26 protein-coding genes and 1 pseudogene are annotated in these 26,793 nt (G+C 50.1%); 14 read left to right on the top strand and 13 right to left on the bottom strand.

Going from position 1 to position 26,793, the window contains the following annotated elements; genetic code table 11:
* Nucleotides 1-133: 133 nt before the first annotated feature.
* Entirely contained in the window at nucleotides 134-1,906 is a 1,773-nt protein-coding gene (locus KDW_RS22580; protein ID WP_162005520.1) for a glycosyltransferase family 39 protein, read from the bottom strand.
* Between the two features lie 269 nt (nucleotides 1,907-2,175).
* Nucleotides 2,176-3,234: a selenide, water dikinase SelD gene (selD, locus tag KDW_RS22585; protein WP_151758196.1), complete on the bottom strand. Its 1,059-nt coding sequence runs from the start codon at nucleotides 3,232-3,234 to the stop codon at nucleotides 2,176-2,178.
* Nucleotides 3,235-3,580: 346 nt separating this feature from the next.
* Here selD and KDW_RS22590 point away from each other — a divergent pair, with 346 nt between their 5' ends.
* On the top strand, nucleotides 3,581-4,465 hold the full coding sequence (locus KDW_RS22590) for a hypothetical protein (RefSeq protein WP_151758197.1): 885 nt from the start codon (nucleotides 3,581-3,583) through the stop codon (nucleotides 4,463-4,465).
* A gap of 46 nt (nucleotides 4,466-4,511) precedes the next feature.
* On the opposite strand, the gene KDW_RS22595 is transcribed toward KDW_RS22590, so the two are convergent.
* Nucleotides 4,512-5,708, bottom strand: coding sequence for a cytochrome P450 (locus KDW_RS22595; protein ID WP_151758198.1), 1,197 nt, complete (start codon nucleotides 5,706-5,708; stop codon nucleotides 4,512-4,514).
* A 123-nt stretch (nucleotides 5,709-5,831) separates the two neighbouring features.
* On the opposite strand from KDW_RS22595, the gene KDW_RS22600 reads away from it, so the two are divergent.
* Nucleotides 5,832-6,650: an SDR family oxidoreductase gene (locus tag KDW_RS22600; RefSeq protein ID WP_151758199.1), complete on the top strand. Its 819-nt coding sequence runs from the start codon at nucleotides 5,832-5,834 to the stop codon at nucleotides 6,648-6,650.
* Nucleotides 6,651-6,773: 123 nt separating this feature from the next.
* Complete coding sequence (locus KDW_RS22605) at nucleotides 6,774-7,970, top strand: DUF8808 domain-containing protein (RefSeq protein WP_151758200.1); 1,197 nt, start codon at nucleotides 6,774-6,776, stop codon at nucleotides 7,968-7,970.
* A gap of 15 nt (nucleotides 7,971-7,985) precedes the next feature.
* On the opposite strand, the gene KDW_RS22610 is transcribed toward KDW_RS22605, so the two are convergent.
* From KDW_RS22610 to KDW_RS22625, 4 genes are all read right to left on the bottom strand, one after another.
* Nucleotides 7,986-8,498, bottom strand: a complete 513-nt coding sequence (locus KDW_RS22610; protein ID WP_151758201.1) for an ABC transporter permease — start codon at nucleotides 8,496-8,498, stop codon at nucleotides 7,986-7,988.
* Complete coding sequence (locus KDW_RS35260) at nucleotides 8,408-8,722, bottom strand: ATP-binding cassette domain-containing protein (protein ID WP_269822500.1); 315 nt, start codon at nucleotides 8,720-8,722, stop codon at nucleotides 8,408-8,410. Before KDW_RS35260 ends, KDW_RS22610 begins: the two co-directional genes overlap by 91 nt.
* Before the next feature lie 237 nt (nucleotides 8,723-8,959).
* Nucleotides 8,960-12,202, bottom strand: coding sequence for a winged helix-turn-helix domain-containing protein (locus KDW_RS22620; RefSeq protein ID WP_151758202.1), 3,243 nt, complete (start codon nucleotides 12,200-12,202; stop codon nucleotides 8,960-8,962).
* A gap of 103 nt (nucleotides 12,203-12,305) precedes the next feature.
* Entirely contained in the window at nucleotides 12,306-12,767 is a 462-nt protein-coding gene (locus tag KDW_RS22625) for an MGMT family protein (protein ID WP_198925426.1), read from the bottom strand.
* A 243-nt stretch (nucleotides 12,768-13,010) separates the two neighbouring features.
* Between KDW_RS22625 and KDW_RS22630 the strand changes: the two genes are divergently transcribed.
* On the top strand, nucleotides 13,011-13,955 hold the full coding sequence (locus KDW_RS22630) for an alpha/beta hydrolase (protein ID WP_151758203.1): 945 nt from the start codon (nucleotides 13,011-13,013) through the stop codon (nucleotides 13,953-13,955).
* 140 nt (nucleotides 13,956-14,095) lie between these two features.
* Here KDW_RS22630 and KDW_RS35265 read toward each other — a convergent pair whose 3' ends face one another.
* Together KDW_RS35265 and KDW_RS34200 are read right to left on the bottom strand one after the other, a co-directional pair.
* Nucleotides 14,096-14,587, bottom strand: coding sequence for an MMPL family transporter (locus KDW_RS35265; protein WP_269822522.1), 492 nt, complete (start codon nucleotides 14,585-14,587; stop codon nucleotides 14,096-14,098).
* A gap of 465 nt (nucleotides 14,588-15,052) precedes the next feature.
* Nucleotides 15,053-16,185, bottom strand: a pseudogene (locus tag KDW_RS34200) (MMPL family transporter); the annotation flags it as partial.
* 337 nt (nucleotides 16,186-16,522) lie between these two features.
* Here KDW_RS34200 and KDW_RS22645 point away from each other — a divergent pair.
* The 3 genes from KDW_RS22645 (at nucleotide 16,523) to KDW_RS33065 (ending at nucleotide 18,646) form a co-directional block, all read left to right on the top strand.
* Nucleotides 16,523-17,317: a tryptophan 2,3-dioxygenase gene (locus KDW_RS22645; RefSeq protein WP_151758206.1), complete on the top strand. Its 795-nt coding sequence runs from the start codon at nucleotides 16,523-16,525 to the stop codon at nucleotides 17,315-17,317.
* Nucleotides 17,318-17,378: 61 nt separating this feature from the next.
* Nucleotides 17,379-17,882, top strand: coding sequence for a hypothetical protein (locus KDW_RS33060; protein ID WP_198925428.1), 504 nt, complete (start codon nucleotides 17,379-17,381; stop codon nucleotides 17,880-17,882).
* Nucleotides 17,858-18,646, top strand: a complete 789-nt coding sequence (locus KDW_RS33065) for an aminotransferase class V-fold PLP-dependent enzyme (protein ID WP_198925430.1) — start codon at nucleotides 17,858-17,860, stop codon at nucleotides 18,644-18,646. Before KDW_RS33060 ends, KDW_RS33065 begins: the two co-directional genes overlap by 25 nt.
* A gap of 7 nt (nucleotides 18,647-18,653) precedes the next feature.
* On the opposite strand, the gene KDW_RS22655 is transcribed toward KDW_RS33065, so the two are convergent.
* The 4 genes from KDW_RS22655 to KDW_RS22670 all read right to left on the bottom strand — a co-directional run bounded on the left by KDW_RS22655 (nucleotide 18,654) and on the right by KDW_RS22670 (nucleotide 22,212).
* Entirely contained in the window at nucleotides 18,654-19,793 is a 1,140-nt protein-coding gene (locus KDW_RS22655) for an epoxide hydrolase family protein (RefSeq protein ID WP_151758207.1), read from the bottom strand.
* Between the two features lie 398 nt (nucleotides 19,794-20,191).
* On the bottom strand, nucleotides 20,192-20,608 hold the full coding sequence (locus KDW_RS22660) for a VOC family protein (RefSeq protein WP_151758208.1): 417 nt from the start codon (nucleotides 20,606-20,608) through the stop codon (nucleotides 20,192-20,194).
* 112 nt (nucleotides 20,609-20,720) lie between these two features.
* Nucleotides 20,721-21,677 (bottom strand): ATP-binding protein, encoded by a 957-nt coding sequence (locus tag KDW_RS22665; protein ID WP_151758209.1) that lies wholly within the window; start codon nucleotides 21,675-21,677, stop codon nucleotides 20,721-20,723.
* Nucleotides 21,678-21,699: 22 nt separating this feature from the next.
* Nucleotides 21,700-22,212, bottom strand: coding sequence for a hypothetical protein (locus tag KDW_RS22670; RefSeq protein ID WP_151758210.1), 513 nt, complete (start codon nucleotides 22,210-22,212; stop codon nucleotides 21,700-21,702).
* A 557-nt stretch (nucleotides 22,213-22,769) separates the two neighbouring features.
* On the opposite strand from KDW_RS22670, the gene KDW_RS22675 reads away from it, so the two are divergent.
* The 7 genes from KDW_RS22675 (at nucleotide 22,770) to KDW_RS22700 (ending at nucleotide 26,763) form a co-directional block, all read left to right on the top strand.
* Nucleotides 22,770-23,519 carry a GntR family transcriptional regulator gene (locus tag KDW_RS22675; protein ID WP_162005522.1) on the top strand — a complete coding sequence of 250 codons (750 nt, stop codon included), beginning with the start codon at nucleotides 22,770-22,772 and terminating at the stop codon, nucleotides 23,517-23,519.
* A 155-nt stretch (nucleotides 23,520-23,674) separates the two neighbouring features.
* On the top strand, nucleotides 23,675-23,839 hold the full coding sequence (locus tag KDW_RS31950; RefSeq protein ID WP_162005523.1) for a hypothetical protein: 165 nt from the start codon (nucleotides 23,675-23,677) through the stop codon (nucleotides 23,837-23,839).
* Between the two features lie 95 nt (nucleotides 23,840-23,934).
* The gene (locus KDW_RS22680; RefSeq protein ID WP_151758212.1) at nucleotides 23,935-24,126 is read left to right on the top strand and encodes a hypothetical protein; all 192 of its coding nucleotides are present in this window, start codon (nucleotides 23,935-23,937) and stop codon (nucleotides 24,124-24,126) included.
* A gap of 130 nt (nucleotides 24,127-24,256) precedes the next feature.
* On the top strand, nucleotides 24,257-24,454 hold the full coding sequence (locus KDW_RS22685; RefSeq protein ID WP_151758213.1) for a hypothetical protein: 198 nt from the start codon (nucleotides 24,257-24,259) through the stop codon (nucleotides 24,452-24,454).
* A gap of 73 nt (nucleotides 24,455-24,527) precedes the next feature.
* Nucleotides 24,528-24,857 carry a hypothetical protein gene (locus tag KDW_RS22690; protein WP_151758214.1) on the top strand — a complete coding sequence of 110 codons (330 nt, stop codon included), beginning with the start codon at nucleotides 24,528-24,530 and terminating at the stop codon, nucleotides 24,855-24,857.
* A gap of 20 nt (nucleotides 24,858-24,877) precedes the next feature.
* Nucleotides 24,878-25,690 (top strand): hypothetical protein, encoded by an 813-nt coding sequence (locus KDW_RS22695; protein ID WP_151758215.1) that lies wholly within the window; start codon nucleotides 24,878-24,880, stop codon nucleotides 25,688-25,690.
* A gap of 98 nt (nucleotides 25,691-25,788) precedes the next feature.
* Nucleotides 25,789-26,763, top strand: coding sequence for a TOTE conflict system archaeo-eukaryotic primase domain-containing protein (locus KDW_RS22700; protein ID WP_151758216.1), 975 nt, complete (start codon nucleotides 25,789-25,791; stop codon nucleotides 26,761-26,763).
* Nucleotides 26,764-26,793 lie beyond the last annotated feature (30 nt).

The raw sequence follows: 26,793 nt of genomic DNA on the forward strand, positions 1-26,793 counted from the left end.
GGATATATCTGTTATGGATATAATAAGGTAAGGTAGAAGTACTGTCAAGTGTGTTATTCAATTGACCATGAACAAGTTGTGATGTGTTGGGTACGGTTTTCTGGCTGCGAACTTGCGATTGTCCTGATCGAAACTATGTTGTTAGAATGTCGCAATAGATAGTTTGGCCGCCGGTGATGCTATAGATATGATGATAGCCGGCGGGCCATGGATAGCCGCGTTGCTTGAGGTTGGTGGGCCAGATGAGATAGGTGTAGCCTTGAAAACTGCTGGGAATATATTTGAAGTCTTTGTCGGTAACATCGATTTGTTTGAGCTGGAAGCGCTGGTTCAGGGTCGGATTATAGGTAAACCAGTTGACAGATAAGCCGCCTCCATTGAGGCTGCTTCCGATCAGGCCGACTCTAGCGTGGTCCTGTGAATGAGATGCCAACCATTGCAGGGCTTCGCGATAGCCAGGATAGGCGACCTGTAAGCGCTGGTTTTCGTTATTCTGGAATAACTCAGATGTATAGCCTTCAGCCGCATAGACTGTGCTCAAGCCAAGCAAGTGTGGAGCGATTGCCAGGATGGCAAGGAGTATGGCTGGAATGAGTATATGGAGTTGCATACCCGGATTCTTGCTGCCTATATGTGGGTCTTGATCGCTGGCCGGTGTTGGTATATCCAGACTATGTATCGATTTTTTCCAGATCAAGTTGGTCAGGTAATGTAGTAATACTGCTAATCCAGCGACGCCTGCAATGGCAACAGGTGGAGTGACGGGCAGGTAATAATGGGTGCCAACTGCGATATTGAGCAGGCTGAACATCGCAAGCGTGCCAATGAGCCAGATCAGCAGGTAAGCGTGGCGGCTAATCTGTGTGACTTCTATCTGTGATGGATTGAGATGAAAGCGTATGACTTTGACCAGTGCAAAGATGCAAAAAAATACAGCAGGAATCGTCAGGAAGCTACTCATTTTTATGAAGATAGTATAGTCGCTGGTCCAGATGGGCACATGGGTAAGAATATGATTGTCCAGAAAAACAAGGTGCCCGCTCTTTGAATGGGTGGCTTCAAAGGCAAAGCTGCTTAAGAGTCGTGCTACAGGTTGTGGCCAGATGGCTGGATCAGCCAGCAAGAACCCGAGTGGAGCAACGATAAAGGCGATGGCCCACCAGCGCCAGGGAAATGCGGGTCGCTGCTCGATTGGTAGCTTTGGTCGCAACACGAAATAGTAATAGGCGATAAAGAGCACGATGGCGGGAATGGCTAAGGCGGCAGGATATTTGCTGGCGGCTCCCAAACCTATGAGCAGTGTGACCACTGGATAGAGCCAGGGGCGCTTGATTGCGTGCCATAGTAGTAGATAGGCCAGGGTGACAAAGGTTGCCATGGTCATGTCCAGATAGGCCAGAGCGCTGAAATATGCCAGCCAGGGACTCACTGCCAGGGCCAGTGCTGCAATCTGTGCGATCTTTTTTCCGAATGGAGCGCGCCCTAACCAGTATATGCCCAGGACCAATAAGGTGCCCATGATCACACTGGGCAGACGTCCTGCCATAAGTTCGCCGAGTGGATGGCCAATGAGGTTATTTAGCACTATCGACGTTCCGATCAAGATTTTGACCAGTGGTGGATGTTCGTGATTGACTAACCATTGCCCGGAAGTGATATCGTGGCTGGCAATCAAGCTTAGATAAAGTTTACCACCAGATATATACACAATTTCATCGGTAACTTCATCAAGTTGCCGTGCCAGTAGCAAACGTGGTAGCAGGGCCACCAGAGCCAGACCAATACTTACAAGCACCGTGATCAGGTGTTGGCTGGATAATAGCAATAGCGTGGCACGGCGCGATGTTTTAGCCGCATCAGGTGTGGCTGTCTGTTTCTTTGTTGTGCTTTCAATACTGGCTGCCATCGTGCTCCCCTCCCCATATGATAATAGATGAATATATAGTAATAGAAGCTTGTATCCCAAAAATAACATCAATAAATATTGCTATGTCTGAAAGGCATTATAGCAATAACTGGCTTTAAAATCCTGTAACGTAGTACTAAAGTTATGATTTGCCAGCATCGGTTGATCGTATTTTTGGTCACATTACTGTTATTCCACAATGGCACAAAAAAGAGGAAGAAAATCATGACTCATTTTCTTCCTCTTTTTTATAGCAAGCGAGTAGTGTTTTAGCGTACTTCCAGGACTACTTCGGCTTCGGTGGCGACTTGGTCGGTGACGTGGCCGATACGCCAGAAGGGGACTTCTGGGCCGAGGTTGGCGAGTTGGGACCAGGTGTCCTGGTCGACGGCGGCAAAGAGTCCGCCGGAGGTCTGGGGATCCCAGAGGATGGCCTGGTCGATGGGGTCGATGCCCTCGGCGATGCTGACATGGGATTCCAGGAAGGCTTTGTTGCGTTGGGCTCCGCCGGGAATACAGCCGAGTTCGGCATAGTGGCGAACGTTTTGCAGCAAGGGGAAGGCGTTCAGGTCAAAGCTCATGTTGGTCAGACTCTGGAGCGCCATCTCGCGGGCATGACCCATGATGCCAAAGCCAGTGACATCGGTGGCGGCGTGTACGCCTTTGCCGGCCGCAACCAGTGCTTCGCTGGCCTTGAGGTTCAGACGCGTCATCGAGGCAATGGCGGCCTGGATGTCCTCTTCAGTGACTTTGTTACGTTTCTGCGCGGTGGTCAGGAGTCCTGTGCCCAGTGGTTTGCTGAGGATCAAGATATCGCCAGGCTGCGCGCCGCCCTTGGTCAGGATATGGTCTGGATGAACCATGCCAGTTACCGAGAGGCCGTATTTAGGCTCATTATCAATGATGGTGTGCCCACCCGCGATGGCCCCACCGGCCTGCGCCACGATATCGGCTCCCCCACGCAGCACCTCGCTGAGAATGGCAGGATCCAGATCATCCGGCCAGGCCACCAGATTGATGGCCATCAGGACCTTGCCGCCCATGGCATAGATATCGCTGACCGCGTTCGCCGCCGCGATAGCACCATAACTATAAGGATCATCCACAACGGGTGGAAAGAAGTCTGCGGTACTGATCACCGCCTGTTCAGCATTTACGCGATAGACCGCCGCATCATCAATCGCATCCAGCCCCACCAGCAGATCCTGTGGTACGCCTGCATGTTTTAAGGGACTCACAACCTGGGCCAGATTCTGCGGACCCATTTTAGCGGCACAGCCAGCGCTACCGGCCAGCGTAGTTAAGCGAATCGGAATATTGATACTCATTAGAGATAACCTTCTCAAACAAATGACAATAACTACTATCAATATTGTACTATCTTTATTGAAGTAGCTTCAATCCATCTAGTATAAGATCAATGCCCTTGCATATTAGCAGAGATAGATGCCGCAACTATGTTTCGATCTATGGTATTACTCAAGTCGCAGAAAAAGAAGACTTTTATCTTGCATAAAACCGCTAAAAGGAGTACGATGAATTTTAATCTCATCTATGAATTACGTATATATAGATGATCTGTCAGTCAGGATGCTTGCTATACCAATCGCTATAAATACAATCGATTTGAGCATAGAGCATAACTGGCGCAGTATTTCAGGGAGGAAAAAGATAATGCAATTTGCATATGGCAGACAATTGCGGAAGAATCCGCTGATAGAGACATATAGAACACAAAAAATTATGTTTACGGTGCTCCTGGTTATGTTTTTTTTTATTGCATCTGTAATAGTCTTTGGCTACCTTACCTCACCATTAACTATGGATTCATTCCTGCAATTTTTAGATTCTGGAAGTGAATTCATCAGTTTCTTTTTAATGTATCCTTTGATTTATTTAAATACTGTCACACAATTATTCTATTGGCGTTGGATTGAGCAGCGTCGTTATGCGGCGGTGATGAGGCCAGATTTATGGAGTGTCGCCGAACAACCGATTGAAAATCCAACTGCCCTGTCATTACCTTACACCATCATTTCACCACTGCTTAAACGCCCACGCCTACGTGACTATGCCATGATGGTTTTAGTTATACTTATGCTTGCGCTTATTTTGGCTCCAGGTTCTAGTCATACTCTTACTCCCTGGTTGGATCGCTGGCACGGTTTTCTGGCAGCTTTTGCCGCAATAGTATTTATTTTTGGAGGCTTAATCATTCTCATTCTCATCCTTAATAGGTATACCAGGCTTGGCAGGGCAAAGATAGTTGTCGCCGAGCAGGGAGTAACCATGGGCAAAACGCAGATTTACTGGTGGGAAGCACAATTATTTGCTATCTATCAAACTTATAACGGGAAGCGGCCAGAAACATCTATCACCTATGAGTTGTCCAGCGCTACTGATATTCTGCGCTGGACAACTGTGTGGCGAGCGGCGGATGTGCAGCCAGATAGTGCCGAGGTAGAATATACGCGGCAGCTTCAGACGCTCAGTCAGATGATAGTGGCTCGCACCGGTTTACCGCTTGTCGATCTGCGCGACAGGCCAGTGGAGGGATAAAGGTCTCCAGATCTTTTTTATCCTTCCACTGGTTTCAGGCTGGTAACTAATCTGCTATCCGCTCAAAGCTGACAAGCAGGTGGCGAGGTCCACGTAGGGTTGGGCTTTCGCGGTATGGTGGTGGATCTTGGAGCAGGCGTGGGTTGATCAGGCGGCGTGCCAGGGCTCTCAGGGCGATATCGGCTTCGAGCCTGGCCAGTGGCGCTCCGACGCAATAGTGAATGCCGCCACCAAAGCCGAAGTGCTCGATGGCGGGCCGCACAGGATTAAAGCGGTCCGGATCCTGAAAATGGGCGGGATCCCGGTTGGCGGCTGCATTCATAAGCATGATAATTGACCCTTTTGGGATCTGGATGCCTTCGATCGTCAGGTCTGTGAGGGCGTTACGCATCGTGAACTGGACAGGTGGCTCGTAGCGCAGAACCTCTTCAATCAGGTTGGGGATGATGGCAGGCTGGCGGCGTAAGCGCTCAAATTCAGCAGGATGGCGCATGAGGGTCAGCGTGCTATTGGTAATCAGGTTGACGGTCGTCTCATGTCCCGCAATCAGCAGTAGCGTGGCCGTGGTTACCAGCTCGATCCGATTCATCTGCTTCTCCACAGTATTGTCATGGATCATCGCGGAGAGCAGGCCGGGCCGTGGCTGCTGCTGTATCCTGTCGATCAGCTGGCCCATATAATTGTTCAGCAGCTCTCGACCCTGTCGTGCCTCTTTGACAGCTTCCAGATCCCTGCCCAGGTTGCTCCCTTTGATGATCATGGTGGACCAGATATGGAATTGCGCTTCGTCTTCGCGTGGGATGCCCAGGAGTTCGCAGATCGCGGTAACGGGTAAGGGATAGGCAAAGTTATCCACAATATCCATCTGTGTCTGCCCGTGTTGGGCATCGAGCAGCTCATTGACGATCTCCTCCAGCCGTGGTCGCAGGCTGCTGATCAGTTGTGGCGTGAATTTGCTCATCACCTGCTGACGTAACCAGTCATGTTTGGGTGGATCCTGGAAGACAAAGCCGGGCTCCTGCTGTTCGACGCGGATCGTTGGCTCGTTACTTTTGCGCATATCGACGCTCATACGCGGATCCTTGATCAGCTGGCTGACGAGGTTGTAAGAGCTGACCACATAGCGACCATCATCCTGCAACTGGATTGGGTGTTCGCGCATCTTTGCATAGATTGGATAAGGGTTGGCTCGATTGGTATAATCCAGAACCTGATCTAATAAGTTTGAAGGCGAGACTGCCATGGCGTACTCCTACTTCCCACCTGGACTAAGTGACATACTCCGCATGATATCAATCAATATTATTAATCGTCATCATAGATAAATAAGAAAATAAATTTTTTCATGTATTAAGGGAAACGAGAGATGGCACATAAAATATTGCTGGTTGGCTCAACTGGCTATCTGGGCCAGGCACTGATGCTGCAACTACAGCCCGCTGGCCAGGTTATTCCTACCCATCGAAGCAGGGCCCTGTTTAAAGGATCGTGGCGTTATGATTTCTGGACGGATATTCTGTCTGACTTTATCCAGCAAGAGCGGGTGGATACGGTGGTTATTGCCGCCAGTATGGCAGGATCAGCGGTTGAGTTTACTGTTTTTCAGCAATGTGTACAACAATTGATGCTGGCGATCAAGCATTGTCGTGTGATCTATATTTCTAGTGACGGTATTTTTTCTGGCCGCAAAGGAAATTATACTGAAGAGGATATTCCAGACCCGATCACGTCATATGGTAGAAATCTGCACTACTTTGAGCAAATAGTACAGCAAAGATGTGCTAATTATTGTATTATTCGTCCCAGTTATCTTTATGGATATTCACAGGGCAAGCTGGATAGCCGCCTTAGCGGCGCACGGGAGAGTTTGCTGGCTGGCAAGCACCTCACCTATTTCAGCGACATGCTTAAGAGTCCGATGGAAGTAAATCAGGTGGCGCGTGCTATTGTCGTGCTGACACTTTCTAACTATATTGGCATTGTCCATGTGGCCGGGCCAGCAGTCAGCATCTATGATTTTTATCGTGAGGCTATGAAGCAGTTAGGTATTTCCTGCCAGCACCTGCATGCCGAGTTGATGCCAGCAGACTTTCCACATCCACGAGACACATCATTAAATACCAGTCTCTTGCAAACACTTACTGGTATCGAGCCACTGAGTATTCGTGATGCATTGCATATGTGAATAATAGCAGCTATAAAGTAGATGGAGTTTGTGCTATGGTATACTGATATGCAGGCAATATAGAGTGGAAGCTGTTGGGAGGGCATGCTATTTTTGGATGTTTGTCATACATAGGATGTGTATATGCAGACGGAAAAGCCGTTATCATTTCAGCTGGCGGGCAGTGTTATCAGTACGATTCTGCGCCACGATAGCAAGATGACAAGCTATAAGATTGCTTTGTTGCGGGCGATGAATGATGTCGTGCTGTCGTTTCCCGATCTCTATACCTATGATCAGGATGTGGCGGTACCGCTGCGCGAGCTGGCGCGCTATTGGGTGGCGTATTACTGGCCGTTTATGGATGAGCAGCAGCCGATCTGGCAGGGTCCACGTGCTCGACAGGGTGATGGCTGGAAAAATGATGTGTTGTTTCGCGATGCCCTGACGCGCTTGCGACAGGAGTTGGAGCGCTTAAGCCCCTGGGTGTCTCCCAGGCCCTCAGATGGTTTTTTCTTGATCAATGAGATGAAGATTGCACGCAAGAAACACCTATATTCTCCTGAGTTATTGCAGCAATATGAGCTGACTCTGAAAGCGATCTGTGAGGCATTGGAAAAGCCGATCCAGCATGCAGGTCCTGGTGAATGGGGGATCTTTGCGCGGCCAGCGCGCTATAAGTTGCTGGCCGGCCATGTGGTGGCTGTTCCGGGTACGCGGCCAGAGGATCGGTGTGTGGTCATTAAGGCGGATCTCTGGCGCACGTTCCGTGAGATGTCACTGTGGATTGAGGCGCTGTGTATCCATGAGTGGTGTCTTTTTTCTGAGCGCTTGCCATCTGAGGACCCGGTGGATCGTGGTCGCATCTATAGTTTACTGGTAGATCGCCCGGATAATCGTCGTCCTTTGAACTGGGAGCGCAATCATATCGATATCCTGCTCCTGGAGGGCAAGGAATTTACCTGTCCCTGGTCGCATAAAGTGATTCGCGTGGGAGTGAAATACGACCTGGATCATTTGATGCCACTATCGGTATATCCGATCAATGAATTATGGAATCTCGTCCCTGCCGATCCTTACTATAATTCGCATCAGAAGCGCGATCGTTTGCCGTCTGTAAAGCATCTACTCGAAGCTCAGTCACATCTGATACAGGCATATAGCAATTATCTGGCCTCCATGCCATTAGCTACCGTGATCAAGGATGATGTGTATGGACGCTTTGCGACGGTGCCTGCTATGGTCAACGGGCAAGATGCGAATTTTACCAGCGAGGTTGCCCGCGTGGTGGTGAATTTCCTGGATGATGTCGCGATTGCTCGTAACCTTGCCCGTTTCTGATTTCTCCTCTATCTATCAACGATTGCGTTCGCTACGCACAAAGATAATCGTACCGCTCACCAGGAAGACGACGAACAGGACAGTGGTGATGGCCAGGTTGATCAGCGGGTTTAACATGACGATCTGCTTGTACTCGGGGCGTCCGAGGTAGCATATGCCACGGGTGAGATCGACCACGTAGCGCATCGGCATGATTTTCGAGAGAATGTCGAGGTACCAGGGCAGGTTGCGCACGGGCAGAAAGACTCCTGATAGAAAGAACTGTGGGAATAGTATAAAAGGCATGATCATGTTTGCGGTACGCTGGTTGTTGAACAGTGAGATTAGCAGGACACCAAAGGCACCTCCAAACAGACAGATGATCAGGCAGACCGGAAAAATCAGCAGTAGCGTGAGTGGTGACATGGGCACGTTAAAGACGAGCAGGCCCAGAATAATCAGCACGACTCCCTGTACCATGGCGACCAGCGCTTCTCCCAGGATCTTGCCAAAGACGATAGCGTAGCGCGAGATGGGCGCGATAAACATTTCCTGGCTGAAGTCAGGATCGAGATTGTCGTGGTCTTGCCCGCGCCATTGGGGCCCAGCAACGCAAAGAGCGTGCCAGTTGGAACCGCAAACGAAATCTCGTCGACCGCGTTCTGCTCCGCTTTTTTATAGTGCTTGACCAATTTATCTACAGTAATAATCGGCGTGTTTGTCACCGTTTGTTTATGGCTAATCTCTGGGAGTACCAGACTATTTTGCGACACGTTATTTACACCTTTCTAGTATCTCTATTTTTTGTGTATATTGTTTGTTTGGAACAGACGCGACCAGGTACGTGCTCGAATGTGAAGAGGTCGCAGCGACCAGCGCTGCCGGTACGACTAGATCATTTGTTGTTGTACATAGTATAGCGTTGGATAGGATGATGGTGCATCATCTGCATGAGTGAATAGATGGATGATTTCTGCTGGGCAGGTAATGCGGGAAAAATTTGACTCATGTTAGAGTAATTGCAGTTCGCGTGCGACTTCGCTGGCAGCCTGGCGGTTGTTGACCTGGAGTTTGCGATAAATACTCTGAATCTGGGTGCGTACAGTATTCACGGATACGCTCAATTCGCGCGCGATCTCGGGATTAGAGTGGCCGGCGATTAAAAGTCTCAGGACTTTTTGTTCGCGCCTGGATAGTGGTTCATAGATAGTGGAGATGATCGGTGTAACCGTGACCTTACGGCGTTGCTGGACGAAGGAGCGCAGCAGGGCCTGGACATAGCTACGCAGGGGCTGTCTGGGTAATTCAGGCAAGAGATCACGTAGCAGCAGGAATAGTTGATCTCCTTCATCCAGGATGAGCCGTTGATATCCTCCGGCATAGGCTTGCTTTAGCGCTAGCAGCAGGACATCACGTGACTCCGCAGTTTGTTTGCGCGCCTGGTATGCCTGAGCCAATAGCAATCTGATCTGGAGCGTATGCCGTCCACGTCCGGCCTCATGCGCGGTGGGTAGGAGCTTGCTGAGCAGCTCAAGTGCTGTTTCTGCCTGTCCTTGAGCTAAATAGAGACGCGCTTCCAGTAATGATTTTCCTTCTTGCAGTATCATGGGTACCTGTTTATTTGTGTACAGGGAAGATATATCTTCTGTTTGTAGAGTATCGCTAGCCGTGGCATCAGCTGGTGCATCGAGTAAATGTGTTATGGGCATGGTGAGAGCATGATTATGCTGATGGGTCAGTTCGATGATCCATTCTTGCGCGGCCTGTTGATCTCCAAGGAGGAGTGAGAGGCGCACGATCCAGGATAGTGCTTCATGATACATATAGAAGTAAAATGGATTGTCGGGAGAAGTGTTTTGCGCACATTTGAGCCGGGTCTTTAACTGCTCCAGCGCCAGCACTGTTTCTCCCTGACCGTGCTGGAGGAGCGCGTGTAGGAGCTCGGTCATGGTTGCCAGTATATCCTGGGGGATATTGGTGAAAAGTTCTATCAGCCGCAATCCCTCTTGTAGTTGTTGCCTGGCCTCTTCCAGCCTGTTCCACTCATAATAGATGTAGGCCAGTCCCAGGTGTGCTGAGGCCGCCATTGGTTGTTGATTTGTGAGATCAAGCTGAGTTAGTTGCTGGCGATAGTGGTAGGCCGCTTGTTGCAAGTCCCCCTGTTCAAGACAGAGTATGCCGAGTAAGATGGCAATGCCATCACGTGCCTCTCTGTTGCCTGCGCTGGTCCACAGAGCAGAGATTTGCTCAAAAATGCTGCGTACTTGCTTGATCTGACCTTGCTGTAATCCTTCAAGTCCCATGACCATTAAGCTCATGCTGCGCCAGATTGTTTCATCTGCTGCTAACCACTCCAGGGCCTGGGTTGTATAGGCCAGAGCCTCCTCGCGTTTCCCTTGCTGGAAATGAACCAGGCCGCGTATAGCCTGGATTTTGCCTGATCCTGACAGGTTGCTGGTGGCTTGCCAGCTCAGTTCTGCTACGTGCAAAAGTTCCTCAAACCTGGGTGGAAGCGGTTCTTCGGGATTCTGCGGGTCGCGCCCGAAGAGCAGGCTAACCGCGTAGCTGAAGCAGAGAAGCGGGTGCTGGTGTAGAATGTCTTGTGGCAAGCGTTCAAACCAGTGGCGCAAGGTATGGTGCTCCCGGGTATCAAGGAAACGTAATGCCTCAACGTGTTTCTCAATCAAGCTGGCAGCTTGCTCATAGTCACCGAGCTGAAACACGGCCTCAACGGCTTCTGTCAGCATGCCATGCTCGCTAAACCAGTGGCTGGCCGTTTGATAAAGTTGTTGCATGGCCGTTTCACCAAGCTGTTTCCGAGCCTCATGTTGCATGGCTTCAGCAAAGAGGCCGTGATAGCGATACCATCCATCCGAGCAGTCCAGTGCTTCTAAAAACAGATTGGCTTGCTCGATCGTTTCCAGCAAATCAGCGCTATCAACTCGGCCTGTCACGGCCTCACAGAGCGCCGGACTGAGGCGTGTCAGGATGCTTGTACGCAGCAAAAAATCCTGGATCTCTGTCGTTTGAGCCTCTAGCACCTCACCGACAAAGTAGTTGCGAATTGGTGGCTGGCTGCCGCGAAAGGTAGCCAGGACCCGTTCGATCTGTTCGGTGGTATGTTTGCCCTGCAAGGACAGTGAGAGCAGGCGTAGTCCAGCCGCCCAGCCATCCAATTGACCCTCCAGCCGTTCCAGGATCTCGCTTGAGAGTGCTACCGGCAGGGTACGTTCCAGAAAGGCCACCATCTCTTCATGGGTGAAGCGTAGCTCGCTGGCCTGTAGCTCGTTGGTTTCACCGTTGGCACGCAGCCGAACCAGGGCGAAGGGCGGCTCCTGGCGGGTTATGAGCATAATATGCAGCGTCTCGGGCAGATGGGCCAGGAGAAAGTTGAAGCTCGCATGGATGCGTGGCTCGGTCAGCACATGGTAATCTTCCAGGATCAAGAGGTGGTGCTGGTTCTGCCTGGTCAGTTGATTTAGAAATACTGTCAGGACCATTTCTAAGGGGATTGGCTGCAAGGATGGTGGGGCCTGGGATAGGAGTAAGTCGAGCGCGTGCTGATTGGCGGGATGAGACCAGGCCTGGCAGGCGGTTAGAAGATAGCGCCAGAAGCGTATGGGATCATTGTCGCCTGTATCTAGTGAGACCCAGGCTGTTGCAGGTGCGTCTGGTTGCTTCTTCAACCAGGAATTTACCAGCGTGGTTTTGCCAAAGCCAGCTGGTGCCGTGATGAGTGTCAGTTTATAGGCTTGCCAGGCATCCAGGTGTTGATGGAGCCGTGGACGCGCTACCAGTAGCTGTGAGAGGCGCGGTGGTCGCAGTTTGGATTCCAGCAATGGAGCTAACGGTTTTCCTGAGGAAGGTGGTAATACCGGCTCTATCGTCTCTGTATCCGGGGAAGGAGCGTCGGGCGCTGGCTTTACCAGCAGCACAAAACGCTCGGCGATCTTTTCTAAATGTGTCAGTGAAAGATCCATCGTGCGGCCCAGATAGCGCTTAACGGTACGCTGTTGCAGTGAGCGATAGGCATACCAGTATGAGCCACTTCCCTGTATCACTTCTTTACGGACAGTACAATTAGCACCGGATGGACTATAAAAAGCAAACGAGGTGATGCTCTCTAACCAGGTAAACCAGCTTGCCTCGCCTGGTACCAGATCGGCGGGAGGCAGCAGGCCGGTGGTTCCAGCGATCTCATATTGTTGCGCCAGTGCAGACCAGCGCACAATATAGGGGGCACGTCGAGGCATCCAAACTCCTTATGCCAGAAAGCGGCGTATTACCTAAAGCGTCCATTACGCTGCAATTATAGCACATAGTGCGACTTTAGGTAATACGAGAGGGACCTTCTGCTCAGGTCAATTTGAATGGTGAGGCTGGATCGGTTTGTAACAGGGTGAGCAGGCGAGGACTGGGTTTAATAGTTATTGAGCTTGCATTGGCCAGGATCTGTTGACGCTCGTCTTCGCTCAGATCGCGGTTAGGATCCCAACCGTAGCGCTTCAGATCGACATGTCCATCCTCTAGAAAGGTCACACCATCCTTTTCTAACAACTGGCGCATCCGGCCTAGCTGGCCGAATGCCCGGCTACCTGTAAGCTCGCCTTTGCTACTGATCACGCGTTGTGCCGGCACACCTTCAGGTGCTTCATGCATCAAAAATCCAACCATGCGCGCGCCACGCGGATAGCCAATGGCCTTGCCCAGCCAGCTATAGGTTGTCACCTGGCCCGCCGGACATGCCTGCACGAGGGAAAATACCTGCGTCATTAAGGTCGCAATCTGTTGCCTGAAGTCACCTACTATCTCTGACATATATGCTCCTCCACCTTTTATCGACAGTTATTCTGACAGTCAGCTATGTACCTTTAATCTTACTGCATTTTTCTGCAAAGAGGCAAACCATGCTAAATGTGAAACCAGAGTAAGGGATTTGCTGTAATGGTAGGTATAGATTATGTGTAGCGAACACTAGAGCTTTTATGTAGTCAATGGCCTGTATTCTATGCAATAATAAAAAAATCTTCTATGTTTCAATCAAAGGAGCGCCAATTTTTTATGCCAATTATTAGTATTGTGCTGCTGATTATAGTGCTTGTGATTGTATTATCATTAGTAGCAGCAAGCCTATATTTTTATCGTCTGGTAATCTATCGTCAACCGAAGACATTTTTGCTGGATAATCCTGATCTAAAGCAAGATGGCGGGACCGACCTCCCGGTCCAGGATGTGCCATGGGTGGAGTCGCAGCCGTTTGAGTGTATCGAGATGAAGTCTGTAGATGGTTTGTTGCTGCGCGGCTTTTATCTGCCGGCCCCGACGCCTACCACCAAAACCGTGATTGTGGCCCATGGCTATAATTGTAGCTCCAAGCTGAACATGGGTCCATTTGCCCAGATGTATCATGAAGAGTTGGGGTATAATGTCCTGATGCCTGATGCGCGCGGACATGGTGAGAGCGAAGGCAACTATATCGGATTTGGCTGGCATGAGCGATTGGATTACTTGAAATGGATTCATCTATTAATTCAGCGCGTGGGTGAGGATTGTGAGATTGCGCTGCATGGTGTGTCGATGGGCGCGGCCACGGTTCTGATGACCAGTGGTGAGTCCTTGCCTGCACATGTCAAGTGCGTGGTTGCTGACTGTGCCTATACCTCCGCTAATGATATTCTGGCCTACCAGGGTAAGCGCATCTACCATCTGCCGGCGTTCCCGATTATTCCCGCTACCAGCCTGGTCTGCAAACTGCGTGCCGGCTACTTCTTTGGTGAAGCATCTACCCTCAAGCAGGTAGAGAAAACGCAGGTGCCCGTCCTCTTCATCCATGGGGAAGAAGATACCTTTGTCCCAACGGAAATGGCCGATCGCCTGCATGCAGCCTGTCCGACCACGAAAGAACTGATCCTGGTTCCCGATGCCGGCCATGGTATCTCCTTTAATGTTGATCCCGCCGCTTATGCGGGCCATGTAGGAAAATTCCTGAACAAGATTATCCCGTAAATCCCTTCGACCCGTTGTACCGGAATTGCTGGTCACGGCAACCTGTGTACGTACGAACAGGTGCCTGGTAGCGATGACCCGTTGCCTGCTCGGACGTGCACTGATCGCAGCGATTAGCGCTGCCGGTACGTTGGATGTATTTATAGGCGACCAGGCCACCAGTTCCATTTGCCGAGCATGAGTACGAGGCCTGGAACGAGGAGGCCGCGCACGATGAATGTATCCAGCAGGATACCAACGGCGACACAGGCACCCAGCTGGTAGAGGATGTTCAGGGGCAGGGTCGTCAGGACAGCGAAGGTGCCGGCCAGGATGAGGCCCGCTGAAGTGATGACTCCACCTGTGCGTGCGACGGCGTGTGGTACGCCTTTTTCGATGCCGAGTCGCTTGACTTCTTCACGGACACGCGACATCAGGAAGATGGTGTAGTCCGCTCCGAGGGCGACCAGGAAGATGAAGGTGTGCTGTTCCGGTGTAAAGGCCGGAGGCTGTTGTCCTGTTACAGGCGGCTTACCACCGATAGGCGGCTTGCCAGTCGTGGGAGGTTGCTGTCCTGTAGGCGGCTTACCGGTTGTAGGAGGCTGCTGTCCACCGATAGGCGGTTTGCCAGTTGTAGGTGGTTGGGTTGGCATACTTGGTTGTTTGCCTGAGCGGATGGAATCACGCACGGGAGCAGGCAGGGTTGTAATCGTATTTTGCAGCTTTGCAGGATCCACCAGTGGATCTTTCCCGGTTGGACGGGTTGGTCCCTGCACCTGAGCGACGCCGGCGGCTTTCTGAGCAGCAGCATTGAAGGCGTCGATTTTGACCAGTTGTTTATAGGCGTCCGCATCGGTGCCGCTGAGCTTGACCAGCACCGTTGTTGGGGCTAGCGTGCCTGCCGGGAAGTGCTTTTGCAGGATCGCATAGCCTTTGCTGGAGTCTGTGGGATCGCGGAAAGCGGTCAAGAAGTTAAAGGTTGGGAGGGAACCGATATTGCCGAGGGCCAGGATAATCAGGAAGACGGTACTGCCGACTATGGCCACGACACGATGGCGGGCGGTCCAGGTTCCCAGGCGGCCCCAGAAGCCTTTGAGCTCTTCCTCTGAATCGATTTGCAGGGCAGGATTATATTTTGGTACGAAGGGCCAGTAAGCGGCACGCCCCAGCCAGACGAGTAGGGCGGGTACCAGGGTCAGACCGGCGAGTAGCATGACAAAGATCGCTGTGACCAGGGCAGGACCCAGGCTGTAATAAAGTCCAATGTAAGTGAAGAGGAGGGTCAGTAGTCCCAGGATGACGGTTCCGGCGCTGGAGGTGATGGCTTCGCCCACCGCGCGCATGGTGGTGCGCATGGCTGTATGCTTATCCTCTGTCAGTGCGAGCTCTTCGCGGAAACGTGAGGCGATAAAGATACAGTAATCCGTTCCGGCGCCGAAGAGGAGGACGGTCATGATTGAGGTAGCTTGCTGGCTGATACCAACTGCACCAGATTTACCGAGAAAGCCTAATAACGCATTGGTAATTTGTAGCGCCCAACCCACGCCTATCAGGGGCAGTAAGGCCAGGATGAGTGAGCGATACAACACGATCAGCAGCACCAGGACCAGCGCGACGGTTGCCAGCAGCAGCTTGACGTCGACTGAGCCAAAGATCAATACCGTGTCGGTAATCACGCCAGCGGGTCCGGTTACGTAGGCCTGGACGCTGGTATTGGCGGTATCTGTCTTGAGATGATCGCGCATCTGCTTGACGCTATTCTGAAATTTCGTGTCCGAGGATGAGCCGGTCAGGTTAGCGATCAAGGTCATGGTTTGCCATCCTGCGAGATCAACTGGCTGGCAGCCTGCGGTACCGTGAAGATCGAGAGCACTTTATCGACCGAGGTTGGTTTCTGGCTGGAGGTTAGCCAGTCGCTGGTCTTTTTGGCGGTGGCTTTATCCTCTGCGCTTAATCCCTTTTCATCATAAAAGACGATAATTGCGGGTATGCCACGACTACCAGGAAACTTTTCCAGTAACAGTCGTTGCGCTACCTGTGAATTGGCATCACTGGGAATATTCTGGGTTGATGTATTATCATAAATATCGGCCAGTTTTGGTGCAGTCACCACCAGCACGACCGCGACAATCAACCAGATTGCGATCGTGACAAACTTACCGCGCTTGCCTACAGCACTATCAGTGAGTGCATGTAACAATCGTGTAACCATACCTTCTCCTAAAAAATCCAGTCGAGCAGCCACCTGCATGGCCAGCTACTAACTTCTATCTATTGATTAAATCCTTCACTTAAAAACACAGCATGATTGCTTATCACACTATAAAACAGAGTCAAAAAATTATCAAATGATAAGTAAAATGCAGTTTGTTTTTGCCTGACTTAATGTAATGACGTAAGCTAGAGTCAAATCGGGTGCATATTCGGAAAAATTGGCTAAAAAAGGTTAGACAAATACGCAATAGTTAGTTATCATCTGATAACAAATGTCTGACGAAGCGTGGTTGTAGTTACCGCTATAATCGAAGCATATTATAAAATGTATGCAGACCGGTTTTGTGTTTATAAATAGAAAGAATAGGACTACGATGTCTAAAGCTTTGAATTATTCCAGTTATTTGCGCGTCGATGAGCTTTTGCGTTTGCAGGCCCCGAAGAGTGTAGGACCTCATGGACCAGAGCATGATGAGTTGCTCTTTATTATTATTCATCAAGTGTATGAACTCTGGTTTAAAGAACTCCTCCATGAGATTACATATATGCAGCAGTTGCTCTATCAAAATGAAGCGGCCCGGGCCTCACATACGACGCGTCGTATTCTGGCTATACTAAAAACGGTGGTGGCACAAATTGATGTTTTAGAGACACTGACGCCACTGGAATTCAACTCGTTTCGCAGATTTTTAGAGACCGCCAGTGGTTTTCAATCGGTCCAGTTTCGCGAAATCGAGTTTGCCTTTGGCTATAAGCGTGCAAAGGTGATAGAACATTGCACCGATGATCCAGAGGCCCATCAGCGGCTGCTAGAGCGCTATCAACAGCCAACGGTCTGGGATGCTTTCCTGCATTATTTATCTTTGAATGGCTATAATGTTTCACAGGAGCAGTTGAATCGCGATGTGACGCAATCCATTCAACCTTCAGCTGAGATCCAGGCTTTATTGATCGATGTCTATCGCCAGGATCCGTCGGTTAGTAATGTATGTGAGAATCTGGTCGATATTGATGAAGGTCTACAGGAGTGGCGCTATCGACATGTGAAGATGGTGGAGCGCACAATCGGGGTAAAGATCGGTACTGGTGGATCTCCTGGCGCGGCTTATCTGGCGACGACGCTCAAGCCTTTTTTCCCGGATCTGTGGGCGATGCGCTCGCAACTCTAGTACTGCATAGAGTCGCAAGCCGCTCCAGGCCTGCTACTGTCAATAGAAAGAGTGAGTATCTATGACTATTTCGACCGATCTGGCCTATGCTGATAGGCTGGATGCCCAGGATGTGCTGGGACAATTTCGCAAGCGTTTTATGATCACCGATGATGAGCTGATCTACATGGATGGGAATTCGCTGGGACGCTTGCCTGTGGCTTCGGCTAAACTGGCCACGCAGCTGGTGCAGCAACAGTGGGGAACACGCCTGATCCGCAGCTGGAATGAGGGCTGGTTTACAGCTCCTGAGCGTATCGGCGCGAAGATTGCGCGGCTGATTGGTGCGCATGAGGATGAAGTAATCGTGGCCGAGTCTACCTCGATTAATCTCTTTAAGCTGGTCATGGCCGCCCTGCGCTTCCAGGCTGGCCGCTCGCATATCATGACTGACGACCTGAATTTCCCTCGGACCTCTATATCCTGCAGGGTGCCATCGAAATGCTGGACAAGCAGCATCAGCTTGAAATGGTACCTTCTGCTGATGGGATATATGGTCCTGTGGACGCTCTTCAGGAGAGTTTAAGCGAGCAGACGGCCCTGCTCACGCTCTCCCATACCGTCTTTAAGAGCGGCTATCTCTATGATATGGCGAGTTTGACTGCGGCCGCGCATGCCGTTGGTAGCCTGGTGCTCTGGGACCTTAGCCACTCGGTTGGCGCAGTCCCGGTAGATCTGCATGCCGCTAACGCGGATCTGGCTATTGGGTGTACCTATAAATATCTTAATGGTGGACCGGGTGCGCCGGCCTTTCTCTATGTGCGTCGTGACCTGCAAGAGAAGCTGCTCAACCCGCTTAGTGGCTGGATGGGGCAGCATAATCTGTTTGATTTTGCCCTGGAATATCAGCCCGCAGCCGGCCTGCGTCGATTTCTGACCGGGACGCCACCAATGATGTCGCTGGCCCTGATTGAGCCCGGGGTTGAATTATTGCTCGAAGCAGGTATCGACAACCTGCGCGCTAAATCCTTGCAGCAGAGCGATTACCTGATCCAGCTCTGGCAGAGTGAGCTGGCGCCCCATGGCTTTACCCTGAAGACGCCTGCTGAAGACCACCTGCGCGGCTCGCACGTCTCCCTGGGACATCCAGAAGGACTGCGTATTGATCTGGCCTTGATCAACGACATGCAGGTCCTGCCAGACTTCCGGGCACCCGACAATATTCGCCTGGGCATTACGCCGCTCTACACCACCTATCGGGACATCTATCAGACCGTCATTCGCCTCAAAGCCATCGTGACCGAGCGCCTTTACGAGAAATACTCGACCGACGCTCCGATCGTGACCTAGAGCGCAATCAGTGCCTGATCTGGCGGAAGAAGGTACGAATCTCATGGACTAAGGCGGCTGGCTGCTCCATGGCAGCGAAATGGCCGCCTGCGCCCATGCTTGCCCAGCGCTGAATGTTATACTGGCGGGTTGCCAGATTGTGTGGTGGCAGCGTGATCTCGCGTGGGAAGAGCGCGACCCCGACTGGTACCTCGACCTTGCCAGCTGTAGTGCCATCCGCATGTGCAGTCTCATAGTAGAGCCGCATTGAGGAATTAATGGTCTGGGTGATCCAGTAGATCATGATGTTGGTCAACAGCTCATCCTTATTGAAGACACACTCCAGGTTCTCATGGCAATCGCTCCAGGCGCGAAACTTCTCAATGATCCAGCCTGCCAGGCCAACTGGAGAATCATTGAGCCCATAGGCCAGCGTTTGCGGCCGTGTGCCCTGGATATGGCTATAGCCTGAACCATCTTTCTGGAAACGCTGCAGTTGCTCACGCCAGCGCTGCTCGTCTTCGGAAGGCTCTCCATCACCAATTTCCTGCCTGAGTGGTAGCATATTGACATGGACACCAATCAAATTATCAGGATATAACTCACCGAGCCGTAACGAGATCGAGCTGCCCCAATCGCCGCCCTGGGCCCCAAAGCGCTTATAGCCCAGTTCCCGTGTCATCAACTGCATAAACAGTTCCGCGATCCTCCTGACATCCATCCCCGGCCTATCAGAGCGATCCGAGAAGCCATAGCCAGGTAGCGAAGGCACCACCACATCAAAGGAATCCTGTGGATCGCCGCCATGGCTGGCTGGATCCGTCAAAGGTCCAATAATCTTATGCAGCTCAAAAAACGAGCCCGGCCAGCCATGCGAGATGATCAGTGGTACCGGATCTGGCCCCTGTCCCTTTGCATGGATAAAATGCAGTCCCACGCCATCGACATCAACCTTAAATTGGGGAAAAGAATTCAGCAACTGTTCCTGTGCCCGCCAATCAAAGCCATCCTGCCAGTACGCCACCAACTGTTGTAAATACGCCAGATTCGTCCCATAATCCCAGCTACTGTCTGTAATCTCATCGGGCCAGCGCGTCAACGCCAGCCGCTGCCTCAAATCATCCAGCACCGACTCTGGTACTTTAATTGAGAATGGCTCTATACTCATATTATATTACCCCATTTTAAGCTCATCATTTTATTCTACACAATTCAACTAGCATTCTACCATAAATAAAACACCAAAACATCCTCAAGTAAAAATTTTAAAGTAGCAAAATGTGTTTGCAAAAAATATCTTACGTTCTTCTTTTCTTAAGTTCTTATGCTGTCCCGAAAAAAAGCGCTGCATGTCTTCTGGAGTGTTAATGCTTTGATTTGAGGTAGATATTTTTAAAAATATATATATAATCATAACAGAAGTAATAAGATATTCAAAGATTTTTGGATGATTACAGGCAAAGTCATAGAGCAGCGGCAATCGCTGCCGCTACGATGGGGTTGCTGGCTCGCACGTCGAGAGGTCGCAGCGGCAATCGCTGCCGCTACGATGGGGCACATCCTTGTTTACGCTTTTGGAGCCGTAATGTTGACGACCCAGTTTATGCCAAATTTGTCGGTGAGCATGCCGAATGTATCACCCCAGATGGCTTTCTCAAGCGGCATTGTTATGTTGGCACCAGCCGAAAGCTGCTTGAAATAGTTTGTTAATTCTGCTTCGTTGTCCCCACTAAGAGACATACTAAAGTTTGTGCCGGTTTTATATTCCATGCGGTCTGGCGTGTCGGATGCCATAAATGTAATGCCGTTTTCGGCTTGCAGCATCGAATGCATGATTTTGTTGTCTTCGCTTGGATCCTGAGATGCGTTGTATTCTTTGAATGTGTTCATCTCAAGCTTACCACCAAAGATCGATTTATAAAATTCCATGGCCTCGCGAGTGTTGTCTTTAAAACTCAGGTATGGGTTCAGTTGTGTGTGCATTGTTTCCTCCTACTTAATACTAACTCTTTATGAGACAAATGTTCTACTGCCTGGAAATAGTATACGCGATGTTGAGCTGAAAAACTTATCGGATCTTGCTCTTTTTGGATTTCTACACGTTATTCGGATGGAGGCGATAATCCGGGGCATCTATCATGTCGATGCGCTGTACGAGGCGGGTGTCGCTCATGCGTGAGCGCAGGCGCGGCTCGATGCCTTCGAGGCCGATCAGGTTGGTGGTGATGACTGTGGCGAGGTGGGCATTATAGCGATGGTTGAGTAGCTGGAAGAGTTTCTCGTTGGCCCATGGTGAATGCTGCTCGGTCCCCAGATCGTCCAGGACCAGGAATTGGGCCTGGCGCATGCGTTGGAAGAGGATATCATACTGGATCTCGGCTTTGGGGGCATAGGTGGCGCGCAGGTAGTCCAGCAGGTCGGGGACGACCGCGAAGAGCACGGTATCTCTGGCTTCCAGGCGATGACGGGCGATGGCGACGGCCAGATGGGTTTTGCCACAACCATTCGGACCGATAAAGATCAACCATCCCTCTGGATTGCAGGCATAGCTGGCGGCTTGCTGAAAAGCCTGGCGTGTGCCGGGTAGAAAGCCGTTAAAGGTGTTCAGTGACTTGTAGCGGAATTCCTCCAGCGTATCCAGATTTGACAACTGGCGCAGATACTGGCGATGATGCTCTTCCTTGATGGCTTGCATGCAGGTACACGCGACCGCTTTGCCAAACAGTGGATGGCTAATTTCAACTTCCATGCGGAAATAGCGGCGTCCACTACACCGGGTACAGGATGGCTCTGCTGGCTCTTTGACGATACTCGTTTGAGCGCTGGGCAGCTCAAAGGCTGACTTCGCCATGGGACGCCCGTAGTTGGCCGAGCTGCGCTCAAACTCGGTTCCAGGCTCCGGTTCGGCCATGGGGGCTTCGCCCCCGTGCGCATCCTCATCAGCTGGCTCCTCGCTAGTCATCCAGCGGCGTGGATCATTATCTGGTTGTTGCATGGCGAGAAATTCTCGCGAGTTTTGGTGTGCGCGAATAATATTAACAATATGTTCCATGAAAAAAATCCTTTCTTTTCGTTCAGGCTGGAATGCGTAGCCGTGCTTGCAGCATGCCGCAAATTTCAGCCAGCTCTCTACGCCAGTGAACTGGACTCTTGATTGGCAGATTATTGCCTTCCCATTTGATGCGAACTATCCAGCCCGCGTACTCTGTCGTGACTTCGCTGGTGATGGTATAGCCGCGCTCTGCCGCATCTTGCACAACCTGTTGAGCCAGAGCACGCGCCTCTGCCTCATTCATCCAGTCCTTCTCGGCGTCCAGCGGTGTAATAGTCGTACAGCCTGTACTCCTGGCAGATTGTTTGTCAGATGTGTCGTTGGAGGCAGACGCAGGTGGCTGTGAGCGCTGTTCTGCCTCCAGCCTCAGAGCGTGATCGATCTCTTCCCAGCTTGCCTGGGTATTGAGCCAGAACAAAATCTCATCACTGATCACTGGATCCAGACAGTCATAGCGCTCGTATGCCTTGTTGACCCAGGCCCCTGGTGTACGTGGTTTACCGCGATAGTCGGGATGATGGGTGTGGACCAGCAAATCAATGACAGCTGCCCTGGTCGCGCGGGATTCTTTGACAGCTTGTTGATATACGACGGCAGATTGCGTGGATTCTTTTCCACAAAAAATACCAGGGCTTCCGCTTCTTTGCGGATCTGCTGGATCTGGCTTTTTCTTTCTGAAGTTGAATTCTTCAGCCTCTGAGCCGTCTCTTTATCGATAATAGTATCGTTTGAAAGATAATTATTATTCGATAATAATTTATTATTATCAGCTCTTCTATACGCTTGGTTGCTATGTATAAAACGGCTTCAGGCCTTGCTTTGTGTGTTAGATAATTATATAGGCTAGATACTACTTATTCTAGGTCAATAAACGGTTTATTTAGGAATAGATAGGCTTGATAGGCTGCTTTAAATGCATGAAGTTAAATAAATAATTCCAGTGATTATTCTAGGTCAATTGATCTAGATCAATTGTTTTTATTAAAAGATCTAGATCAATTGTCAATGTTGACATGCAATCGTTTTTGTCTTATGCTTGCTCTAGAGTTGCTATACTATTGCATCTGTGTTAGATCAGAAAGTGTTAAGATTATGACTTCCGAGATTAGCAAAGTTGACGAGATTATTAATGCAATCCGTCAGCGCATTGTGGCAGGCGAATTCGGAACTGGTGGCAGACTGCCATCACTGAGAATGTTTGCATCCCAATACAACACGACTCAAGAGACTATGAACAAGGCTATACAGCAATTGCAGTCTGAAGGTTTGTTATCATCTCTTGGTCGCCAGGGCGTCTTCGTTCATATGCCAAAAAACCGTATTCCTGGCATCTTACCTAGATTTGATAAGTATATTGAAAGTTTAGGTTTGACACCTGTTGAAACAAATATTGACGAACCGGCTTTAGTGCCAGCTTCTGAAGAGATTGCAAAAACCTTTGGTATTGCTGCTGGGTCTTCGGTGGTTCATCGCTTACGTCGCCAAGGAACAACTACTGTACATTATCGGCTAGCTGAAAATTTTTATCCTGTGGCTTTGGTCAATGATCATATTCTTCATCAGATGCAATCTGACGAAAGATTTGATGCAGTTCTTGCCATAAAAGAGGCTCATGGTAAAGTTATTAAGCACGTGCATGAGGATGTTATTGCACGGCTGCCAGATCACAGAGAACAAGAGCTATTGAAGATTGTTCGAGGTGCTCCTGTTCTTGAGGTCAAGAGAACTAACTACGCTGAGGATGATAAAACAGTCATTATGTATAATAAGATCATTTTTGTAGCTAGTTACTTCATGCTCTCTTATGACTATGAGGCTGCTCATTGGACAAACAAAAAATAATAGCAAGCTGTGAAAAGGGGTGATTTTTGTATCACCTCTTTTTTTTACCAATTTTGTGATCTAGACAGTTATCTATTGACATTTGATCTAGATCAATCTATAATCTTAATAGTTGCTGAGTGAGTAGTGATAAATATCACAATAGGAGGTGATTTTTGCGAGAGAATCGTGCACTACGCAATACATTTTTGCTGGTGCTGTTGATCTTTGGTGCTGGGGCTTTCTACTGCTTCTCTGTAGGAAATGTTATCGGTGGTGCCATTAATGCTGTTGGTTTTCTGGCAATTGTAGGAGTGCTGGCTAGCGGTTGCCGCCACTAGTCCAGCGTATGAGATTAGTTTTGTGTCGACAGTGAACATCTCTCATGTTTTCAGTATGCGGGATGGGACCGAATACGTCAAGATAGGAGTTTCTAATGACCACCTTCATTTTGTCACCTGTGCAGGTGCTTATGGTTCTCGGTGTCCTGGTCGTGTGTTCGTTGATCTTCCGTGCTATGAAATTGCGTTCCTTACTGCTGCTGGCCGTTGTGGCGTTTGCGGTTCTGTTCTTTGTGAAATTCCAAGTCCCTGTAACTCAGCTCTTCGCATTCTTTGCGCATCGCTAAGTGGGGGTGATCATGGCACAGTGCGCGTATTGTTCTGCCCAGAGCGTCCGGCTCCGTAAAGTCAAGATGGGTTCTTACCTGGTAACGCTTTGTTCTGCCTGTGCAAAACGGCGCAAGGAAGGTAAGTAAGATGGGCCTTTCCATTTTTAGCAGTAAGGCGACCTGGTCAAGTCCTCGCTCTAAAGAGCTGGTGCGGACGGATGTTGAGAATGAGCGACAAGCTCAACGCGAGATAGATCAACTGCTCCGCCAGGGCCATAAAATTAACGGCGTGCTTCCGAATGATACTGGTCGTTCCTCCTCACGAGGTCGACGATCTTCACGATAGTTTGTGTGTATGCTCGTTTGTCCGGCCTGGGGTCCAGTTCTTCAGGCCACTTAAAAAAAGAAAGAGGTGTCCCATGGCTTTTGAATTAACAGGTACCGTCAAATATGCTCGTCGCATGAATGGAACGGCGAAAGGTTCCGGCAAGGCCTATGATTTCTTTTCCCTGATTGTCCTGGATACGGACGAGGGCGAACGCATTCCTTTACAGATGAGTGCAGACAATCCCCAGTTTGAAGATCTCTGCAAGCGTGATCAAACCATGCTCGACCAACCTATCAAGGTTGTGATTCGTCGCTGCCTTCCTGGTACAAAAAAGGATAAAGACAGTGGAAAAGAAACTCCTACCGTTCGCTTCTTCATCAAAAAAGTGTTGTTCCCTGCTGCTCAGACTGCTGCTCGTTAGGTCTGGAAAGGATACCGACTATGCGTTTAGCGATTGGTTTACATCTGCTCTGGAAACGGTTTGAAATTGCCTTATGTGCGCTCGTAGTGCCTGGACTCATTTTTGAGTCCAGTATCGCGAACGGGTGGGTCTATGGTGGCACCTTTGTCGCCTTTCTCCGTGGCCTCTTCCTTGACCTGGTCATCTACATTTGTGCTCGTCAAGCGTACTTACTTATCAGCAAAAAAAAGATTTTGAGTGCGGTGATGATGGCGTTTGTTGCTTTAAGTATCACCTATGTCAGCGCTATTAATAATCTTGGGTGGGTGCTGTCTGGGCATGAAATGGCAGGAATGCTTGGTTCTCTTGGTTCTGTCCTGGGCGCGAAAAGTGGTTTCTATTCCGCCTATGAATTTACGCTGGCGGTCTGTCTGCCACTTTCCTTGCTTGCCATAGCACTGGTTGACCTGGATCACTTCTTTGAACATGGCGTCAATCAAGATCATTTGGATAATCAAGCGATGCTCTCAGATGAACGGCGTATGCATCGTACCGCTTTCTTGAAAGCTCAGAGAGTGCAAAAAGGCGCTATTCAGGGCCAATATGAAGAGATTGCAGAAGATCGTGCGCAAACCTTTGTCGATAAAGCTCGTGATGGTGATTTGACCTTTGGTTCTCAAACGGCGGCGCATGATACTGAGCAATTACCCCCCACAGACATCAAACAAATTGAACAACCAATCCAACATATCAAGGGCACGGTCTGGCCTGCGGATCGACCACATCCAGCTCATTATGAGGAGCAAGAACAGTGGCCGGGAATGCAAACACAGGCGGTGTCGGATTGGCAGTAGGCCGACGGTTAATGGTCTAAGAATAACGCCAAATAGGGAACGCCTTCTGCCGGACGCCAGGAAACGGTGTCCGGCCTATCTTTGGAGAGGAGAGAACTATGGTGATTACTCCTTCTGTGTATACATACTTTGCCGCTCTCTTTGTGGGTCGTCGCGATGATTATGCTCTTCAGGCTCCCAACGGTTTATATCGGCGTGTTGGCCGTCCGTTAACCCTGGATGTCCTGCGCGCTCATCTGGATGGGAAACAGACCATCGGAACCTATGTTTTGAATGATCGTCAAGCCTGTTCGTATGCTGTGATGGATGCGGATAAACCGGGCGGCCTGGCGCTCCTGGCTCATACTCAACGAACCTTAGCCGCGGATGGTATCACGTCGTATCTCGAACAATCGCGTCGAGAGGGCCATTTATGGATCTTCTTTCAAAAGCCTGCCCCAGCTGCGACTGTGCGGGGATGGCTGCGCCCCTATTGTCCTGATGGAATGGAGTTTTTTCCGAAACAAGATTATACAGATGGGTACGGATCTTTAGTTCGGTTGCCTCTGGGTGTGCATCAAGTCACGGGTCGGCGCTATCCCTTTGTGACCTATGATGAGCATGGATACATCGAGCCAGTGGCTCCGACACTTCATACCATGTTGGAATGGTTGCGCCATATTGAATCTGTCGAAGTTCCAACCCTCGAAGTAGTGAAACCTCGCTCGACACGTATAACGCACGGGGTCGTCAACAAAAAAAGATCGATGACACAACCTGTTACCTCACGACCCAGCTCACCCTATACGATGATTACCGACTGGTGTGCGCAGCAAGATCCTATTGCCTTGATTGGTCAGTATGTCGAACTGAACCAGCAGCGCATGGGACACTGTCCATTTGAAGAACATCATGACCATGGAGAAGATCGACGGCGCTCCTTCAAAGTGTTTCACCCTACAACTCCTGGCGGAATGTCCTGGTATTGCTATGCCTGGGGAAAAGGTGGGAGTGTCTTCGATTTTTTGCGCTTGTACTATCAGCTTGATGCTCGTGAATTATGGCGGCGCATTCAGTCCGGCGCTCGCTTCTAGGTGATTTGTGCCTGTTTTAGCAGTGCTATC

Origin of the sequence: Dictyobacter vulcani (assembly GCF_008974265.1) — a bacterium.
GTDB classification, from domain to species: domain Bacteria; phylum Chloroflexota; class Ktedonobacteria; order Ktedonobacterales; family Ktedonobacteraceae; genus Dictyobacter; species Dictyobacter vulcani.

What these genes read in the sequence shown, in the direction of transcription:
- KDW_RS22600 (WP_151758199.1), top strand. Translation starts at nt 5,832, where the DNA reads ATGGCACATAAAATATTGCTGGTTGGCTCAACTGGCTATCTGGGCCAG.
- KDW_RS22690 (WP_151758214.1), top strand. Translation starts at nt 24,528, where the DNA reads ATGGCTTTTGAATTAACAGGTACCGTCAAATATGCTCGTCGCATGAAT.
- KDW_RS22620 (WP_151758202.1), bottom strand. Translation starts at nt 12,202, where the DNA reads ATGCCTCGACGTGCCCCCTATATTGTGCGCTGGTCTGCACTGGCGCAA.
- KDW_RS33060 (WP_198925428.1), top strand. Translation starts at nt 17,379, where the DNA reads ATGACTATTTCGACCGATCTGGCCTATGCTGATAGGCTGGATGCCCAG.
- KDW_RS35265 (WP_269822522.1), bottom strand. Translation starts at nt 14,587, where the DNA reads ATGCCAACCCAACCACCTACAACTGGCAAACCGCCTATCGGTGGACAG.
- selD (WP_151758196.1), bottom strand. Translation starts at nt 3,234, where the DNA reads ATGAGTATCAATATTCCGATTCGCTTAACTACGCTGGCCGGTAGCGCT.
- KDW_RS22595 (WP_151758198.1), bottom strand. Translation starts at nt 5,708, where the DNA reads ATGGCAGTCTCGCCTTCAAACTTATTAGATCAGGTTCTGGATTATACC.
- KDW_RS22700 (WP_151758216.1), top strand. Translation starts at nt 25,789, where the DNA reads ATGGTGATTACTCCTTCTGTGTATACATACTTTGCCGCTCTCTTTGTG.
- KDW_RS22655 (WP_151758207.1), bottom strand. Translation starts at nt 19,793, where the DNA reads ATGAGTATAGAGCCATTCTCAATTAAAGTACCAGAGTCGGTGCTGGAT.
- KDW_RS22610 (WP_151758201.1), bottom strand. Translation starts at nt 8,498, where the DNA reads ATGTTTATCGCGCCCATCTCGCGCTACGCTATCGTCTTTGGCAAGATC.
- KDW_RS22660 (WP_151758208.1), bottom strand. Translation starts at nt 20,608, where the DNA reads ATGCACACACAACTGAACCCATACCTGAGTTTTAAAGACAACACTCGC.
- KDW_RS22625 (WP_198925426.1), bottom strand. Translation starts at nt 12,767, where the DNA reads ATGTCAGAGATAGTAGGTGACTTCAGGCAACAGATTGCGACCTTAATG.
- KDW_RS22590 (WP_151758197.1), top strand. Translation starts at nt 3,581, where the DNA reads ATGCAATTTGCATATGGCAGACAATTGCGGAAGAATCCGCTGATAGAG.
- KDW_RS22680 (WP_151758212.1), top strand. Translation starts at nt 23,935, where the DNA reads ATGACCACCTTCATTTTGTCACCTGTGCAGGTGCTTATGGTTCTCGGT.
- KDW_RS22675 (WP_162005522.1), top strand. Translation starts at nt 22,770, where the DNA reads ATGACTTCCGAGATTAGCAAAGTTGACGAGATTATTAATGCAATCCGT.
- KDW_RS22665 (WP_151758209.1), bottom strand. Translation starts at nt 21,677, where the DNA reads ATGGAACATATTGTTAATATTATTCGCGCACACCAAAACTCGCGAGAA.
- KDW_RS22645 (WP_151758206.1), top strand. Translation starts at nt 16,523, where the DNA reads ATGTCTAAAGCTTTGAATTATTCCAGTTATTTGCGCGTCGATGAGCTT.
- KDW_RS22605 (WP_151758200.1), top strand. Translation starts at nt 6,774, where the DNA reads ATGCAGACGGAAAAGCCGTTATCATTTCAGCTGGCGGGCAGTGTTATC.
- KDW_RS22685 (WP_151758213.1), top strand. Translation starts at nt 24,257, where the DNA reads ATGGGCCTTTCCATTTTTAGCAGTAAGGCGACCTGGTCAAGTCCTCGC.
- KDW_RS22695 (WP_151758215.1), top strand. Translation starts at nt 24,878, where the DNA reads ATGCGTTTAGCGATTGGTTTACATCTGCTCTGGAAACGGTTTGAAATT.
- KDW_RS22630 (WP_151758203.1), top strand. Translation starts at nt 13,011, where the DNA reads ATGCCAATTATTAGTATTGTGCTGCTGATTATAGTGCTTGTGATTGTA.
- KDW_RS22580 (WP_162005520.1), bottom strand. Translation starts at nt 1,906, where the DNA reads ATGGCAGCCAGTATTGAAAGCACAACAAAGAAACAGACAGCCACACCT.